This is a genomic window from Pseudomonas sp. C 49-2, assembly GCF_003970195.1.
GTDB lineage: Bacteria > Pseudomonadota > Gammaproteobacteria > Pseudomonadales > Pseudomonadaceae > Aquipseudomonas > Aquipseudomonas canadensis.
The window spans coordinates 154542-173394 of the sequence record NZ_RXYG01000012.1 but is presented as its reverse complement, the minus strand read 5'-3'; the positions used below and the strand labels follow the sequence as shown (position 1 = coordinate 173394).

Below are 18853 nucleotides of genomic sequence, written 5' to 3'. Positions count from 1 at the left end.
GTCAACGATGATGCAAAAAAACGGGATACACACCAACGTATCTACGATGCGAAGCGAGTCGCTCTTGATCTTGATCTGAGGCGCCCCGTTAAACACGCTGGCCGAACGCAGGCTTGAATCCGTGGGTAACCCGGCAGGACGCCGGGTTAGCCGCGCTGGGCCAAGGATGGCCCATCGCGGCGGCCCACGGATTCAAGCCGGAGTGAGGGCATGCCGAGCCTAGGCGAGGCACCGAGTGTTGGGGCGAGGACCTTTTGCTTACTTTTGGGTCCTTCCAAAAGTGAGCCGCCGTAAGGGCGGAACCCTAAGTAGCCGTTACCTAAATAACGGATATGTACTCAATCAAAACCCCACCCCCTGCAACGGCAACTCATAAGACTTCTTAACCGTCCGAACCACCAAAGTAGAAGAATAAGTCCGAATCGGAATATCCCGATAAGTCTCCAAAAACCGATAGATATACTCGGTATACTCCGCAGCATCCCGAAACTTCGCCACCATCACAAAATCAAACTCCCCCGTCATCAAGTAACAATCCTGAATCTCCGGATGACCAGAAAGTATGTGCTGCATCCTGCGATCAATATCATTGCTATCCCTATCCAACTTGATCAGAAAAAACGCCGTCACCTGGATCCCCAACTTGCGCTCATCCAAGACCGCCACTTTCGCCTTGATAATCCCCGCGCTCTCCATGCGGCGAATCCGCCGGTAACAACTGGTGGACGACAGCCCCACACTGTCGCTCAACAACTCCAGGCTCTGGTCGCAATCCTTTTGCAACTTGCCCAGGATTTTCAAATCCATGGCGTCTGTCATCGGTTCCAAATCGTCCTTGAAAATTGCAATGAATCCGTCGCAATGACGGGCCAATTTGCACAAATCCTGCGCAGTGGCTAGTTAACATCGATTCAGCTTAGCAGCCCGGCCAACACCTGGCCTTACGGCGGCATGAGAGGGATCTTATGATAGTCGCGAAACCGACATGGACCGCTGATATCCAAGGACTTTTCAGCGCTCCCTACTGGATACCCGTCAGCCAGCGCGCCGCCGTTGCGGCCACCTGGATCGGCTGCATGAATGCCTACGACGTGTTCCTGGAAGACCCGGCGTCGGTCAAGACCTGGTCGGAGACCATCTACCAGCACCTCGCGTCGCGTAACATGCCGCTGACCACCGACCAGCAGCAATTCTGGCCGATCGATGCCTTGGAAACCTTCCGCCTGTGGGTCAACCAGGGTTGGCGGCTGGACAGCATCTCGCCCTTCGACCCGGCCGAACGCATCCCACCACCGGCGTTGCCGCACCCGGTCAAGCGCGTACGCCAGGACATCCGCTCGCTGAGCGTCGACGAACTGAACCTGTACCGCGCCAAGCTGGATGACGTGATGCACATCGGCGACCCCGACAGAGGTTCGCCCTGGCAGCGTTACACCTACATCCATACCAACTGGTGCCTGCATTACCAGGAAGCCTTCGCCCTGTGGCATCGCGCCTACCTGCTATACCTGGAAGCGTTGATCGAGTGCGCGATCCCTTACTGGGACTGGATGGCCGTGGACGCCAGTATCGACGGCAGCCCCCAGGCCGGCCTGCCCCAAGCGTTCCTCGATGAAACCTATGTGCACCCGCACACCGGTGAAGTGCGGCGTAACCCATTGCGGTATGCGGCGGCCAAGGACGGCTGTTCCAAGGTGTGCGCCACCGCGCCGGTCGGCGACGTGGATTGCCTGTATGTGCAGCGCAACCCGCTGTTCTATACCCAGGGCGAGGCCTTTCGTTTCGAGCGCACCCAACTGTATGGCATGAGCCGGATCTTTCAGCAGCAGGTGGTCGATGCGCTGGCGTTCACCACGTTCAGCCAGCCGCAAGGCGTGCCGGGCTACCCCTGGGCCAACATCACCAGCTTCGACCCGCCGCAACCGAATGACCTGTACCCCAACCGCGCGCTGAATTTCGACGGGCTTTACGAGCAGCCCCACGATAACTATCACGGCTGGATCGGCGGTGACATGGCCGATAACGCCTACACCGCGTTCGACCCAGTGTTCTGCTCGTATCACGCCAATATCGACCGCATGCTCGAAGTCTGGATCCGCGCCAACCCGGCGGCGCAGTACACCACCCAATGCCTGTTGCAGCCGTTCGCTGGCCATCAGGCCGACGAGGTGAGCTTCACCAGCGCCGACGCCTGGCGCTACACCACCCTCGGCGACATGGCCCAGGACAGCCGGCACATCGGCTACGACTACGGCACCCCGGTGGCCCCGCAGTTTGGCGCGGCGAAAACTGCGTGCTGCCATCAGAAACCGGCTGCCGTCACCGGCCCCTGGGTGGTGTTCGACCATGTGCGCTGCACCCACGACACCTACCTGATCGACGTCTTCCTCAATCAACCCGACGCCACGGCGCAACATGCGAATGCCGACAACCCGCATTACATCGGGCGCTTCAGCCGCATCGGCATGGGCCTGGTGGATGACAAGGGGCGCTGCATCACCCAAGGCGTTTCCCGCGCCCTGAACGCCGCGCGCAACGTCAACGCGCTGAACCTCAAACCGACCGATACAGCGCAGTTATCGCTGATCGTGACCCATCCCGATACTGGCCAGGTGTTGACGCCCGATGCGTACGCGCCCCTGCCTGGCTTTATCGCCCAACTGGTGTGGGACGACCCACGCCAAACCTCTGCCGGGCCCGCTCCGGGCACCGGTTGCTGCTCCACCAACACCAATGCTGGAGAACCAACATGAGCACGCCCTTCACCCAATTCACCTCCCCCGCCGAACAAGCCCCCAAGGACTACAACAAGCTGGGCCTGGAGAACCAACTGCCCACCTTCGAAACCAACTGGAACAACAACGTCACCGGCTGGACCCAGATGTCGGTGATCGGCAACCCCTGGTCCAACCTCAACGACGCACCACGCTCGGGCTACTACAACCCGATCGAAAGCGGCTACGGCACGCAGACGCCAGTGACCATCACCTGGCAGCCCTTCCCCAATCGGCTGTGGACGTTTTTCTACAACAACGGCGCCGCCGTGGTCCCGCAACTGGGCGGCAAGGCCATGACCCTGGACCAAGTGATGCAGTTGACCGACCACGGCCAGATCACCCTCAACAACACCCTCTATTCGCTGTACCCGGACCCCAAGGCGACCCAACTGCAGATCCCCAGCGTGCTGTGCAAGTCCATCAACTGGAACGGCCCCTACGCCGACTTTTCACCCTCCGGCCCACGGGGCTGGCTGGATGAATACTGCGAGTGGTCGATCACCCGCGATCCCGACGGCAACATGCGCAGCATCATGTTCACCAGCGAGAACCCGGCGTATTTCCTGACCATGTGGAACATCGACCCGCAGGCCGTGCTGGGGCTGTACAAAGCCTATGTCGACCCACAGGTGAAGATCGAAGACCTGTACCTGCGCTACACCGCCAACGGCCCGACCGGTAAAGCCGGTGATCCGGTGCTTGACCCCACCACCGGCCAGCCCGCCTACGACACCGTGAACAAATGGAACAGCGGCACCGTGCGCATTCCGGGTGTGTCAGGCGGCGCGATGCACCTGACCTCAGGCCCCAATACCTTGAGTGCCGAGATCTACCTGGCGGCAGCGGCCACCATCCTGCGGCCGATCAAAAGCAGCGGCAACCAACAGAACCTGATCTGCTGCGCCCAGTACGGGCAGAACTACCGTAACTCCGATCCGCATATCGGTTTCTCCGCCAACCAGGAAGCTGTCAAAGCCCTGATTTCCTTGACCAACCCCATCGGTCTGTACCTGCAACAACCGAAGTCCTTCAGCACCTGGAAAGGCCCGCAAGGCCAGGATGTGAGCAGCTACTGGCGCATCACCCGTGGCACTGCCGGCACCGGGCCGAACAACTCCGACCAGATCCTGCAGGCCGTCTTCGAAGTGCCGCAAAGCGCGGGGTTCTCGATCAACGACATCACCATCGGTGGCACGCCGATCGACTACGTGTGGGTGATCGCCAACGAGCTGAATGTGGCCCTGAGCGTAACCCCGGCGCCACTCACCGCCACGCCCCAAGAGTGCGATTGCGTGGCAGCCAACAACACCGATGCGCAACCCTGGTCTGTGCAATTGCTGCCGATTGACCTGTTCTACGGCCAGTCCCCCAGCGACTTGCCGGCCAGTTTTGCGCCCGGCAGCTCGGGCCAGTTCGTGCTGGTGGTGCAAGGCGCTGACCCAAACACCACGGCGGCGGATGCGCGGGTGCAGTTTTCCAACCCTGGGATCACGGCTCAGGTCACGAAATTCCTGCCGGATGCCTCGGCGATTCCAGGGCAGACCGACAGCGGCGGCACCCAGGGCTACATCATGACCGTCACCGTCAGCAGCAACGCAGCGCCGGGGCTGGTCAGCGTGCGTGCGCTGAACCCCAGTGAAGCGGCCAACCCCAGCGCCACGCAGCATCCGTGGGAAAGCGGCCTGGCGCTGGTGCCTGTCGCCTGAGTACCGCTTGGCCGCCCATGCCTGGCGTGGGCGGTCGCCTCTTGAGTCTTGAGCAAGGAATGCGACCATGAACGGATGGCTTCGCCCGCTGCGCCGGGCACGCTTGAGTGTGTTGTGCAGGATCACCTGCGCCCTTCTTCCCCTGTTGGGCACCACGCCGGCCAATGCGGCCTCGGACGCCCAGAGCTGCGTCAGCCAACTGGTGTTCGATCCCACCAGCGGCGGCTTCCTGCCGGTAAACAACTTCGGCACCGAGCAGGACTATCTCAACTGTTTCGGCTGGCAGTTGTTCATCGCCATGAACTGGCCGGTCAACCCCGGCTGGCCAGCCAACCCGAGCCTGGCCGGTGAGCCGGACACGCAAAGCACCGCGGCCCAGTTCGGCGTGCCGCCAACGCCCGGCCAGCCCATGAGCAATGCCCCGGTGTGGGCCAGCTACAAGGACGCCAGCGATATCTTCCTGCCCGGCGCTCCCAAGCCCTCCGGTTGGGGCGTGGAAACCCTGGTGCCGTCCAATTGCACCGCCACCGGCAACCTCAAGGCGTTTTCCACGGGCGCGCGTAAATTCATCACGGCCACGTCGGAAAGCGCGATCAACCGCAAGCACCGCTTCCACTTGTCCAGCGGTACCCAGGTGACGCTGCCGGATTCGATCATGGAAGCTTCCGGCGGCTGGCTCACGGACCAGTCGGGCAACCTGGTGTTTTTCGAGCGCAAGGTCGGCAAGGCCGAGTTTGATTACATCGTCGATAACGGGCTGTACGACGCCGCCAACCAACTGATCGTGGCGCAGAACAGCGACAACCGGCACCCCGCCGGCCTGTCACTGCCCGCAGGCAAACTGGTGCGCGAGCTGCCGGCCCAGGCGCTGCCCCAGGAAGAACTCGGCGCCCTGGAACTCAAGGCAGCCTGGCGCGTGCTCACCAACAAACCCGAGCTGTACGGGCGGTACCTGACCACCGTCGCCTGGCTGCAGCGCCCCGACACGCTGCAATGCACCCAGGAAGTGGTGGGTCTGGTGGGCCTGCATATCATCAACAAGACCCAGACCCAGCCGAACTTCATCTGGACCACCTTCGAGCAGGTCGACAACGTGCCGGACAACGGCACAGCAGCGCCCCAGGGCTACAGTTTCAACAATCCGGCCTGCACGGGTGATGCCTGCACGCCCAACGTCGCACGGGTGCAGTGCGATGCCACCCACACGCCGCCCAACTGCACGCCCCTTGATCAGCCAGTGCAGGCCACTCGGGTCAATGCCACGCCCCAGGACCTGCAGATGCTGAACACGGCGGTGCAGCAGACTTTCGCCCAGAAAACCCAGGGCCAATCAGTGTTCCAGTACTACAAACTGGTGAATGTGCTGTGGTCCAAGACGCCCAACGCGCCCAACGATCCCGGCCCTGGACCCAACGTGCAGGTGCCGCTGTCCTATGGGCCGTTTGTCAGCGACCAGAGTGTCGTCGTCGCCAACACTACGATGGAAACCTACGTGCAGACAGACAACTGCAACGACTGCCACCAGTACGCGGCGATTGCCGGCGGGTCCAAACTGGCGTCGGATTTCTCCTTTCTGTTTGGCAATGCCGACTCGGCGAAGAACACGCGCCTGATCAAACGCATCGAGGCGTTCAAGACCCTCAAGGACAACCCGTAGCCGAGGCAAAAAAAGGGGGCGATCAGTGATCGCCCCGAACAGTACAACGAGAGGTCCTTTCCAAAGTCTTACAGGCTGATCTGCTTGCGCTCCTCATCCGTCAGCCGCGCCCGCGCCTGTTCACTCAGCGGCCCCGCGCCCAGTACCTGCACAGGGCTGTCGGGGTTGTAGCCGGAGGTTTTCTGCGCTGGCGCAGGTTCCTGTGGCAACGGCTCGCTGCCCAGGCTCAACACCTCAACCGTCATGATCGACGGCCGGCCCTGCTTGGACGCCGCCTGCTGGCTGCGCGCCGCGTCTTCCGCGGCCTGGGACGCCGCCGCCCCGGCCGCGCTGGCCGATGTCATGGCGTTGGTGTTGACCGCGGCAGACACCGGCACCCCGGACGACTTGCCCTGGCTCTGGATGTTCGCTGCGTTCACCACGCGCAAGGCGGCGATGTTGACGTTGCCCGACACACGAATGCCCGCCTCGCCCGCATCGATGGTACCCAATGGCGCGATCAGGTCAATGTCCCCTGCCGGCACTTCCGGAATCGGGTTGAGCGTGGCGATCCCCGCACCGGTACTCGGCACCGACGGCGACAGGCCCACATTGCCCCAGTTGTCATAGACACGCTTGGGCGGCGTGTACACCACAGTGGTCTTGGAGCCGCGACCGGCGTTGATGTCACCCTCGCTGGTCCAGCCCATGATCGAACCACCGAAGGTGGTCATGATGCGGCTCTGGCCGAGCAGAATGCTGCCTATGGAATACAGCTGGATATCCCCCGCACCTTGAGTGATCACACCCGCCGTCGACGGTGGCGCCTCGCCCTCGATGCCGAAGGTCTGGCTGCCGCCTGGGGTGAGCATCTGGATCGAGCCACCGAAATTGGTGTGCACGCCCGAGCCGCCGAACAGTGTGATGTCGCCTTTGTAGGTAATCGGGTTGCCGGCCACGTCCTTGTCGGGGAACAGCGCCGCAATGGCGGCGCGGCCACGCAGGTAGCTGCCCTGGCGCACACTGCCGTCGGTGTTGTACTCGCGCCCTGCGGCCTTGAGTTCGGCAAAGTACAGGTTGCGGGCAAACACCCGTTGCTGCTCGGCGGGCAGCGCCGCGTAGTAGGTGCGTGCCTGCTCGGTATCGCCGACAAAACCGAAGCGTTCGGCGAGCCAGGTGACCAGCTCGTTTTCGTACATCTTGGCGACCTTATTGCCCTGAATCGACTCGCCAGGCTGCGCCAGGTTGGCGGGGTTCAGGTACGCCTCGACGAAGCGCAGGTAATCCGGCCCATGGGGGCCGACGCCCGCCTGCATGACGATGCTTGCCCCAGGACGGTTGTCCCCGGCCAACAAGGGCCCGAGGCTGGTCACGCTGGACTCGCCCAACGCCCCGGAACCGGTCAGGAGGATGTTGCGCCCCGCCGACAGCTCCAGCAGGCCGGGGCCGGCGACCTGGAAGTTGCTGTAGAGAATGTCGCGGCCGGCGGACACCACGGAGATGTCGTTGGGGTTGTTGTGGATGATCAAGTTGTCCTGGGTGCGAATGTCCGCAACAGCCGTCGATTCCTGACCGAAGCGCCGACCGCTGCTGACGATATCCCGCCCCGCCATCATCCATACCGGTCCATTGCCCTCATACCAGGTCTGGCCTTCATGCAAGCTGCCCGCCGCTGTACTGAAGACAAACGTGCGGCCACTGCTGACGCCGACCAGATCGCCGTCTATTGCGTAAAAACGCGCAGGCTCAGCATTGCCATCGGGTGACAGCCCAGCCGTACCCGGCCCGAACACAAACAACGGCTGGCTGCCCGAGTTGCCGTTGGCCGACAGGTTGCTTGCCTTCACCGCGTTGCCGATGCGGCCCTGATACGCCGGATGCCAAGGGGTCGCCATGGTGCTCTGGACTGTCCCGGATTGGCTGACGGTCATGCCACCGGCGTAGATCGAATCCTGGGCCAGGAACTGCAACTGGCCATTCTCGCCGGGCGCCAACAGCAGTGGGTAAGTGTAGTTGTCGTCGCCATTGGCCTGCGTCTCTGCCGCCTTACCGTAATACAGACTGCCGCCGGCAGCCGTGGCCCTGACGATCGATGGATAGACCACCGCCAGGTCGGCCGTCGCGTCGGATCGGCTGAAGGGCGTGAGGTTGCCGCCCAAGGAAAACAGGTCGATCGACGTGCCCTTGGTCCACAGTGTGAACCAACTGGTACCGGTGCCCTGCTCCCCCCCCTGAACGAAGGGTGACAGATGGGAGAGCACGACCCGCCCAGGGTCTTCGACGTTTTGCACCACCAGGTCACCCAGGGTCTGCAGATTGAACGTCGCATCCCCCGGCACCAGGGTCATTCCACCGCGAGCCGCCCCACGGGTCGCGACCAGTGGATCGTAGGCACGGGTTTCGCCGGGGCTCTGGAACCTGGCGATACTGCCGTACATCATGTCGACACTGCCCACGGTGGCGCTGCGAAATTGCACATCACCTCGCAAGTTGACCAGTACACCATCACGATGATCGGCGGTGCCGGCAACGCTGGCCGGGTTCAGTGTCCCCCCAATGCGCACCCGCAGATCGCCGCCACCGGTCAACTGCAGGCTGCCATCGCTGGCGACCCGGCCCGTACTGCCCACGGCCAGTACCAGGCCCTGGCTATGCGGGTTCGCCTCGACATGGCTCGTGCTGTAGCCCAGCGTGTTCAATACACCGGCATCGCCGCCGACGTTGACATCCACGTTGCCGCCGCCAAGGGCGCCGAAGCCGGTAAAGCCGAGCATCTTGTCCGCCGCCGTTGTTGCGGTGTAGCTGCCGAAATTGATCCACCAGGCCGTCGGCTGAGATTGCCCGCCCGTCGCCACGTCGCTGCTGCCCTGGCGCCACAGCCAATTGCCGACGGCAGCGGAGTCCACCCCGGCATCCTTGGGGTTGGGTCGCGCAGGGCTCAACGCGGTGAGGCTGGTGATATGACCGGTCAGGTCCCCTCCGACATTCAGCGTCAGGTTGCCCCCTGCCTCCGGGTACCACGCCCGATACAGGCTGGTGGGCGAGCCGTTGACGAACTTTTCAAAGAAGCTGCCTGTATCGCTCAGCACCGTTTTACTGGAGGGATCAGCGCCTGTCGGCGTCGCCTTGGGCAGGTTGTAAGGGTCGCCGGCAAAGGTACCGATCGAGGAGGTGCCGGCCGTGTAGACGCCGTACAACGAATCCATGCTCAGGTTGCCCGCACTCAACAATTCCAGGTCGCCGGTGCCAGTGCGGATGACGCTGAATCGCGTGCTGGAAGGTGTGGCGGCGTACTCCTTGTCCGCCTTCAGCAGGCAGAACTCAGGCGCACTGCCGCACACCTCAGCCACAGTCGGGTATTCAATGCTCTGGAAAAACGCATCGGTCATCTCGGTATTAACGACCACAGTGATGCCTTGACTTGCCAACTGATCAACAGCGTACTGGGTGAATACATACGTCACCTTGGGCTTGCAGTAATCCGGTGTTGCGGCACAGAAGTCCTCGATTGAACCCAACTCGAAGCGGTCGAGTACCGCCTGATCAATCGGGTCGCCTTCCTTGACGACCACACCGGCAAAGCCCATATCAATGACTGCCTGGGCGGTCCAGGTCTGCACACCTTTGGCCGGCATCTCTTTGGCAAACATGCCGTAGTGGTTATCCGCCAAGTGGATGTCACCACTGCGCGGGTGGGCTTGCAGGATACGGCTGTCAGCCGCCTCGGTATCGGCGCCCGCCACCAGGCGCAACGACCACGATTGAGTGCCTTCGGCCAGCATCGGCGAGATCGCCCACACCTGGCCGGCGCCGCCGGAAACCCCGACGCGCAGTTGCACCGACGTCGCCCCGTTGGGCAGCTTCACATCGGTGCCGGCGGGGATCAGCCCGCCCTTCGGCAGGGCTTTGGTGCCGCTTAGCAAGACGATGTTATTGCTCAGCGTTGCGCCGTGCACGGTGGGCAGCGGCACGCCTTTGGGCCAGATCATGGCTTGCAGGCGGGTGCCCTCGGTCAACAGCGTGCCGGCGCCCAGTTGCGTCCCCGCCACCAGGGTTTGCGCCTGGCTGAGCAAGGTGCCGGCGGCGAACAGCAGGTTGCCGCCAGCATCGCGCACGTCAGCCGACAACACGCTGCCGGCGGGCAGCACCAGGTCTTGGGCCAATGTCGCGGCTACCGGCAAGCGCGTGCCGGCCGCCACGGTCAAACCTTTGATCGGCAGGTCGTAGTTAAGCGTGGCGCCCGCCGGGAAGGCAGTGCCGTCCGCCAGGGTCACGCCATTGCCCGGCACCACGATATTCCCGCCACTGAAATCGACACCCGGCAACAGCACCCAGCCTTTGTCATCCTCGGACACCGGCGGCTTGGCGAAACCGTCGTTGATGCTGCCGTAGATGTTCAGGTCGCCGCCGGCGCGCAGGGTCAGGCTGCCGGACTCGCCGCTGCCATACACCGCGTTGTTCTTCTGACTGTTGGGGTTGAGGCTGGCGTAGCGATAGCCGGACAGGTCCAGATCGCCTTGCACCACTAGGTCGCCGTCCGGGGTCTTGCTGACGATTTCCACGCCTGGGCGCAGGTGGAAGGCATCGGCATACGTGGCGTTGTTCAACCCGGCGAGTTTGTTTTGCAACAGGTCGTTATTGAGCCGCGCGGCATTGATAAAAGCCTCGCTCAAGGCGTGCTTGCCATCCAGGTAACCCTGGGTGATCTCCTGATACGGCCTGCCGCTGGCGGTCGGGTCGGTTTTCTCCGGGGCATCGTCGTAAGTGGCCATGCCGTTGAGGGTAATCGAGCGCGCGCCCTGGATAGTCAGGCGTCCGCTGGCGTCGATATTGATGTCATTGCTGCTGCCGTCCGGGTTGAACAACCGTGGCGCGTTCAGCTCCAGGGTGCCGCGATTGCGCCCATCATTGCCGGTCGCGCCGTCGGTGCCGTGGCGCAGGTCGATGCGCACGCCATCGGCCAGGGTCAGTTGGCCGGTGCCGGAACCCAATACCACCATGGCGCGGTTCGGCGCGTCGATGATCTTGCCGTAGCTGTCCACGCGCAGCTTGCTGCCATGGGCGTCGAGTACCGCCGTGCTGTCCAGGGTCAGGCCATTTTTGCCGGCCAGGTTGATGCTGCCGACCCGCTCGCCGCTGGCGTCCACCAGGCCATTGACGCGCAGGCTGCCATTGTCCACCGACACGCTGATGGTGCCGGCCTTGAGCCCGTTGCCGATGGTCAGGTCACCCTGCTTGAGCTGGAAGCTGCGGGCGCCGAACACTTCGCCCTGGTTGAGGCGCTGGTTGAGGTCGGCGAACTGTTGGTCGAGGGCGCCGCTGCTGCCCAGGCGTTGCGCCTGGATTTCCACGGTGCCGGCCTGGTATGGCATTGAAGTGCCGCCGGCCAGGTAGTGGCCGCTGCTGCTGCCGAGGATTTTGCCTTGCAGGTCGACGATGCCCCCGGCCGCATCCGTTGCCACAGCGCGCAGTTTGCCGGCCTGGTTGTTCTTCGCGGACAGGTCGATGGTCGACCCCGCCGCCTGCAGGATATTGCCGCTGCGGCTGTCCAACAGCACATCGCCGCCCCAACCGTATTGGGTCACGTCGTTGAAGGGAATGGCGCGACCGGCCACGTCGATCAACGCGTCATCGGTCAACACCACATCGCCACGCGCGCTGAGGCTGACTTTGCCGCTGGGCAACACCACCGCACTGGCCAGCCGAATGCTGTCGCCGTGCAGGGAAAGCTCGGCACCCTGGCCACTGGCCGCGCCACGCGGGCCGGCGGACGCGCCGATGTCGATCGCACCGCCCGCCTTGATCACGTTCACCGAGCCGGCTTCACCGGTCATCAACGGCGTGCGGATAGTCAGGTTGCCGCCGCTGTACTGAAAGCCGCTGACCGGGTCATAGGCGCCCTGGCTCTGGTACACCGACAGGCTGCCCTTATGGTTGGCCGTGATGCGCTCGCTGGCGTTCAGATTGACGTTGGCAAAGCCCAGGGCCAGGCGGTCGAAGCTTTTCACGTTGCTCGGCTGGCCAAAGGCGCCATAACCAAACTCGATCCGCTCGGCGTTGACATCCAGGCGGCCGCTGCCGGTGCCCGCGCCCCCCGCCACCACCGCGCCCGGCGCCGTGATCGCGCCCAGCCAGATCAGGTTGGCGGTGTGGATCGTCGCCACGTCGTTGGCACCACCGGCACCGTACAGGGCCGGGGTGGACAGCATCAGGTTGCTCAGCAGCGATTTGCCGGTGAGCGGGTCATAGGTGTCGAGTACCGCATTACCGTAGAAGTTGAAGCCGTCGCGGGCCGAGAGCTGCAGGGTTTCCAGGGCCGGGGCGCCGAACTGCGTATCGCCACGCAGCAATCGATCAAGCAGCGCCTGGCTGAGCGTCAGCCCGGCCGGCAAGCGATTCGCCGCCGCCGCTGCGGCCAGGGCGTCGGCGCTGCCCAGGTTGATGGTGCTCACGCCCAGGTTCAGGTGACGGGTGCCGTAACGCACCTGGTCGCCAAGTTGAAAGGTGCTGTCGGTCAGGGCCACGATGCTGCCGTTGGAGTACAGCCCGGTCTGGCCACTGCACGCACCACTGCCGCAGGCACCGATGTTGATCCCCTGGCTAATCACACTGCCCACCTTGGGCGCACTGATCACGTTGAGCAGGCCATTGGACACCGCCAGCATGTTGGCCACCTGGTAGATATAGCCGTCGCGGGCATCGTAGCTGGCATTACCGCGCCCCAGTGTATTGATCGAAGCACCCTGCTCCACGACGATCGAGCCGGTATCACTCACCAGGAACACTTCCGGCGCGGCAAGGGTTGCGCCATTGCGCAAGGTCACGTTGCTTTGGGCGCGATTGACCCCGCCCGCCAGGTAAATGAAGTTCCCGGACTGGCCGTACTCCACAGCCGTCATCCCACCCACCATCAGCCGCGAAGCCCCCAATGCATTCAGGCTATCGGCGTTGAAGGTGATGCCGGCGAACCCGGCTGTCGCCGCTTGTCCTGCGCCAACCACTTCGATCCCTTGCTGACTGCGGTCGATGACTGCCACCGTGCCGCCATACCCACCCGATGCCGCGCCAAAGCGCCCGATACCCTGGAACGAGAAGGCCTCGGCGCCGTCTCCCGGACGCAGGGCCAGTTTCAAGGTTTTCGCGTCGGCCTCCAGCATCGGCCGTGGCACGCCCAACCTGGCCGCATCGGCCCTGGCGAATTGGGCGTAACTGGTTTCGTTGTATTGGGAATAGCGCCGCAGGGTATCGGCCGAGGTCAGGATCAATTGGCTGGCTACGCTGTTGCTGATCCCGGTATGGGCAATCGACAGGTGCCCGGCAGTGGCCCACGAACCGTTGCCCATCAAGGTGGTCGCGGTGCCGCTGCCCAGCCCGGCCAGGCCGTTGATTTCGACGCGGAAGGCGCCTGGCATCAACGCGTAGGTCGACGGCATCAGCGTGTACGTGCCCGCCGGCAACCCCGGCACACCGGCGCCGATAGTGATCTGCTGACCAACCAATGGCGTCACGGCCCCGCCCTCCGCCGCGACCGGCGCGGCACCCGGCTGTATCCCCGGCACAATGGCATAGATCGGGTTGGTGGAGAGTCCCGGCAGCACGAACCCGCCATTGGCGCCAAACTGCACCAACGGGCTGTAGCGCGCATCCGTGGAACCACCGCGCCCGGAAACAAAGCCGGCGCCCAACAGATCGCCTCCGCCGGACAAGTCCAGGGTGGCGTCCGGCAACACGCTGATCGACTTGCCACCCAGCACGACGCCGACATTCAGGTCAACTTCACGGGAGGCCAGCCCTCCCTGACCGATAAATTTTACCGTTTTACCGTTGTACTTGTAGACCTGGCCATCCAGCGTTCCGCCATAAGGCAGCATCAACCCCTTGCCACTCACCGAGGTCAGGCTGCCGGGCAGCAATTGCACCACGCTGCTGCCCATGCTGCCGATATCGATCAACCCCAAGGGGGCGCGCACCACGCCCCCTTGGCGCACGGTGGCCGCGCCCAGTTGCAGGCGGCCGAACGCCGAATACGGGATAGGCGCATCGGCACTGCCCACGCGGCCGATGGTCAGCGTACGCAAGGGGTCAAAGTCCAAGTCAAGGGAGGTGGTGGTCGACTGCCCAAGATAGCCGGCGATGACGCGCGCACTGACTTCAGTGGCCGGGTACAGCTGCGCGGCGCGCAAGGTCATATCGCCCTGCGTCAGCAACTGCGTGCTGACACCGGTAATGATGTCGTTCTCGGCCGCACCCGCGAGAAAACACAGGTCGCCCTGGCTGGTCAGGTTGACCTGATCGAACCCGCGACGCTCAAGGCTGGCCTGGCTGTTATCTGCCCGGAACAGACTGCTACGGTTACCGAAGATGACATTGCCACGCACGTCGATCAGGCTGCCGGATGCATTGAATTGCGCCTCGGTTGCCCGCTGGGACGGGGCCGGCAGCACCGGTATCGGTCGCACATAGAGGTCCTTGCCGGTCTCTTCAGGCGCGAGGAACCCCGCCAGCAGCAAATACGGTGCCGACAGATTGATGCGCGAGTTGCCCGCTGCGGTTTCGCTGAGGCCGTAACCACGGCTGTACAGGCGCAGGCTCTGGCCCATGTTCAAGGTCACGTCGCCATCAACGCTCAACAGGCCGTTGCTCATCAGCGCCAGGTTATCGAAACCGCCCGCGCTGATTTGATCCACACCCAACCGAGCATGCCCGTACTCCAGACTGGCGGCGGCATCTTCTGCGGTGCCGGCCAGCGCCGTCGGCTGATACACCTGACCCAACACCAGTTCACGCACCTTGAGGACGCGGTCAGTGACGGACGCCTTCTGGTAATACGGGGTGTCCAACGCCACATTGAGACTGCCGCCCGCCGCACCAGCGCCACCGGCCCTGGCGACAAAACTGCCGTCCAGGTACAGGCCATTATTCGACGCCAGCGTAATGCTGCCGCCATTGCTGGCCGCTTGCACGGCGCCCTGCCCCGGCACATTTATCAGGGCTTGGGTGCCGGACGCTTCCAGGCGTGCGCCGTTACGCACCACCACGAACAAGTCACTGGCCTTGGCCAGGCCGGTGTTGAGGTCGAACGTGCCGCCAATGTTGATGCTGCCGCCGTCACGCACCAGGCCATAGGTGCGCCCACGGTTGTCCACCGCCGTCGCCGCCCGAGCCGAGACGTCGATCACCGCCTGCTCGCCGACCCAGATCGAGCGGCCATGGCCGATGGCATTCACGGCTTCTGAAGCGCCCGCCGTCAAGCCGCCCAGGCTGACACTGCCGCCCCAGGCGTTGAGCGTGCCGTCCATCGTCAATTGGCCGACGCTGCGCAGGTTGATCGCCTGGCCGGGGTCCACATTGATGACCGCGCCTTGGCCGACTGTGAGCGCCGTGGTCGCCAGTTGCGCGGCGGTGGAATTGACATGGCCGGCGGTAAGGCTCAAGCCGGCGCCACGGCGTTGGGTCAACACACCTTTGGTGGCGTCTTCCTGATACAGCGGCGGCGTCCAGCGTTCCAGTGCGGTGGCTGGATCGCTACCGGTTGGCATACCTGAAGCTTGAGCACCTAATCGGTAAACCGGCAGGCTGACATCGACCTGAGTACCGTCCGTGACGATCAGCCCTTCATTACCGGTGATGTCGTAGGCCGAGAAGCCTTTGTTGAAGAAATTACCGGCCAGCTTCAGGGTGTCGCTGCCCAGCGCATTGGCGCTTTCGCCGATCTGTACCTTATGCGCCTGCAACGCTAGGGTGCCGCCGCCGTTGACGCCGTAGCCGCGAATATCACCCTGCAGGGCCAGTGCACCGAGGGCGCCCAGGGTCACATTGCCGCCCTTGCCGCCAGTGAGTTTGCCATCCACGCCGAGGGTGGCACCGGAAGACGCATCCACCACACTGCCGGCGGCCAGGTTCACGTTGCTGGAACTGCGCAACGACACCTTGCCACCGTTCACGTACGCCACACCCGCGCTGGCGGCCGGGTCCAGCGCCAGGTTGTTCCAGCGGCCACTGGTGTCCAGCTTGACGCCAGCAGCGACGTTCACACTCGAACCACCGGCCAGGATCGTATCCGCCACCGCACCGGCCTTGAGCGGATCGACCTGGCTGAGAATGTTGCCGGCGTTGATACTGCCGCCGTGGGCCGTGAGGTTGGCATTGATCTGCACACCCGGCCCGAACAAGGTGATATCGCCACCGTCCGCCACACTGAGCGCGCCATTGACGGTCACCTGCTGCTTGGCAGCGACCTTGACCGCGCCCAGCTGATAGCCATTGAGCTGATCGCTGTAGAGCAGGATCTTGCCCTGGCGATCGAGCGGCAGCACAGTGTTGAGGTCCAGGCCGTCGGCGATTTTCTGGGTATTGCTGTCGATCAGCACCTGGTCGGAGGTACCACTGAGGGCATAACGCAGCGTGCCGGTGGTTTTGTTGTAGATCGGAATGTATTGGCCAATGATCAGTTGCGCACGCTGGGCCCTGGCTTTCTGGGATTGCTGGTAGCCGTCGAGATTGATGTTGGGTGCCTGGGTCTGGCGGTCACCCTGGAACACATCACTGATCACCTGGCCTTCCAACACTGCGCTGGCGGTGCCGACGACCAGCTTGCCGGCATCGCGGCCCACGGTGTAACCGGCTTCGTAACGACGCTGGGGAGCGATCAGCGGGTTGTAGTAATACTCGGTCTGGCCCCAGCGCGCGCTGTTGTCTTCATAACCCTTGTAGAAACCGGAGTAGAGAATGTCCCCCGGCGCTTTCGACAGCTCATACAAACGGCCATTCGGGCCCTTGAGCCAGGTCTGCTGGATGTAACCGGCCTGCACATCCACGGTGCCGCCCGACAGGTTGATCTGCGCGCCCTGTTGGGTCACCACCTCCTTGCCGGTAAAGGTCACGGTGCCGCCCTGGGCCATCCACTCGCCCACCGAGTGGCCCTGGGTGCCGAGGTAACCGCCCACTTCCAGCAAGCCCCCGGCGGTGTACCAACGATCGGTGGCGTAGCCGTTGGTGCCGGCCGGTACAAACACCAGCTCGCGCAGGTCGACCCACACGTCATTGTTGATCAGTTGCCCGCCGTCGCGGTTGACCGGCGCATCGCGCTGCTCGTTGCCCTGCACGTTGATCTTGATGTTGTTGGCTTCCATCGCCACCTTGACGCCGATGGCACCCGACACATCGATCATCGCGCCATCCCGCACCAGGCTGCGCTGGCCGGCGCTGACCGCTACCTGGCCGCCGGTAGCCAACGTGATCGAGCCCTTTTGGAAGTCCACGGTGCCGCCGCTGACAATCTCGATGCGCGACTGGTCGGTGCGGTCAACCACGGTACTGAGGTTGTTGAACTGCCCAGTGATCAGGTTGGCAGGCGTGCCGTCGAGCTTGATCAGGCCGTTGTCTTTCTGGCTGTTAAGAGCCGTGCTGCCGCTTGCGTCGAGCAGGATCGCGGTGGTGCTGCCCTCGCCCAGGGTCACGCTGCCGCTGGTGTCGCTGGCGGCGTTGAGCAAGTGAATCGTGCCGCGTGTATCCACCGAGGTGCTGGCCAGGGCCACGCCGTTTTGTTGCACCTGGTGGCCGGTCAGGGTGATGTCGCCAGTGGAGGCCATGATCAGGCCGCTGTTGGTGACTTTGCCGGCAGTGCTGCCGGCCTTGAGGCTGGTCGCCACTTCGTTGCCACGGGTGGTGGAGCGTTCGTTGCCCGCCGTGCCGACCCCTTTGCGAATGTAAAAGCTGTCGCCGGCCGCCAGGGTGGTCTGGCCCTTGGCAGTGATGATGGTCCCGGCGTTTTCCACCTCGCTGCCCAGCAACAAGGCATAGCCGCCTGAGTCCGTGGAAGTGGCGGCAGTGTGTGTCTGGATCAGCGCGCCTCGCTGTACTTCAACCTTGCCCGCCGCGTCGGTGAACGTGGGTTGGGTGCCATTGGTGTCGACATACAGGCCGCGCTGGGTGAACTGGTCATCCGTTATAGTCGCGGCCGCCGCCACCAGGTTACGCACATTGACCTGGCTGGTGCCGCTGAAGACCACACCGTTACGGTTCATGATCATCACCGTGCCGGCGCCGTTGATCTGGCCCTGGATTTCGCTGGGGCGCGCATTGGGGTCATTGACGCGGTTGAGCACGGCCCAGTTGGACTGCTGCTGGAAGTCGACGGTGGTATTGCGCCCGACGTTGAAGGTTTCCCAGTTGAGGATCGCCTTGTCGGCGGTCTGCTCGATGGTCACCGTGGTCTTGCCGCCGGATTGGCTCTGGGTGGGCCCCTTGGCGTTGGTCCAGCCCTGGGTCAGGCTGTTATCGACCTGCAGGCCGCCCTTGCCCAAGCCATCGGGGATGTTCGAGACCTGGCCGAACGCCGCCTGACGCCCCGCCGCTTGCGCCGCCTGCTGGGCCGCAATCGCCGCAACACTGGTGTTCAACGTGCTGATGGAACGCGCCAACTGCTGCTTGACCTGCGCCTGCTGGTTCAGCGAAGGAATCCCCAGGACCTGGCCGGCACCCGTGCGCGCTGCCGTGCTCGCCTGGGACGCGCCCTTGTCGGCAAACCAGCCGGAACTGAACGCCGTGGCCGCCTGGGCATTACCGGCCACCATCAACAAGGCAATGGCCTGGGCCAGTGGCTTGAGGCGCAGGACTGTCACTGGGGCTTTGAGGTTAACCGGTGATTTGCAGCGAACCATCTGGAATCTTCCTTCTTTGTTATCGCGCTGGGGCCAAGACAGGCTCACGTATGAGGGTTAGGCGGTTGGCGA

The 18853-nt window shown here is 63.5% G+C and carries 5 protein-coding genes; 3 read left to right on the top strand and 2 right to left on the bottom strand.

All coding sequences use genetic code 11. The features are described 5' to 3' along the window. Positions 1-342: 342 nt before the first annotated feature. The gene (locus EJ576_RS23050) at positions 343-807 is read right to left on the bottom strand and encodes an Lrp/AsnC family transcriptional regulator (RefSeq protein WP_122726208.1); all 465 of its coding nucleotides are present in this window, start codon (positions 805-807) and stop codon (positions 343-345) included. Between the two features lie 158 nt (positions 808-965). Here EJ576_RS23050 and EJ576_RS23045 point away from each other — a divergent pair, with 158 nt between their 5' ends. The 3 genes from EJ576_RS23045 (at position 966) to EJ576_RS23035 (ending at position 6140) form a co-directional block, all read left to right on the top strand. Next, positions 966-2753: a tyrosinase family protein gene (locus tag EJ576_RS23045; RefSeq protein WP_126571203.1), complete on the top strand. Its 1788-nt coding sequence runs from the start codon at positions 966-968 to the stop codon at positions 2751-2753. After that, on the top strand, positions 2750-4483 hold the full coding sequence (locus EJ576_RS23040) for a hypothetical protein (protein WP_126571202.1): 1734 nt from the start codon (positions 2750-2752) through the stop codon (positions 4481-4483). The genes EJ576_RS23045 and EJ576_RS23040 overlap by 4 nt, the downstream gene beginning before the upstream one ends. 67 nt (positions 4484-4550) lie before the next feature. Then, the gene (locus EJ576_RS23035; RefSeq protein ID WP_122726202.1) at positions 4551-6140 is read left to right on the top strand and encodes a hypothetical protein; all 1590 of its coding nucleotides are present in this window, start codon (positions 4551-4553) and stop codon (positions 6138-6140) included. A 68-nt stretch (positions 6141-6208) separates the two neighbouring features. Here EJ576_RS23035 and EJ576_RS23030 read toward each other — a convergent pair whose 3' ends face one another. Beyond that, complete coding sequence (locus EJ576_RS23030; protein WP_126571201.1) at positions 6209-18781, bottom strand: filamentous hemagglutinin family protein; 12573 nt, start codon at positions 18779-18781, stop codon at positions 6209-6211. Positions 18782-18853 lie beyond the last annotated feature (72 nt).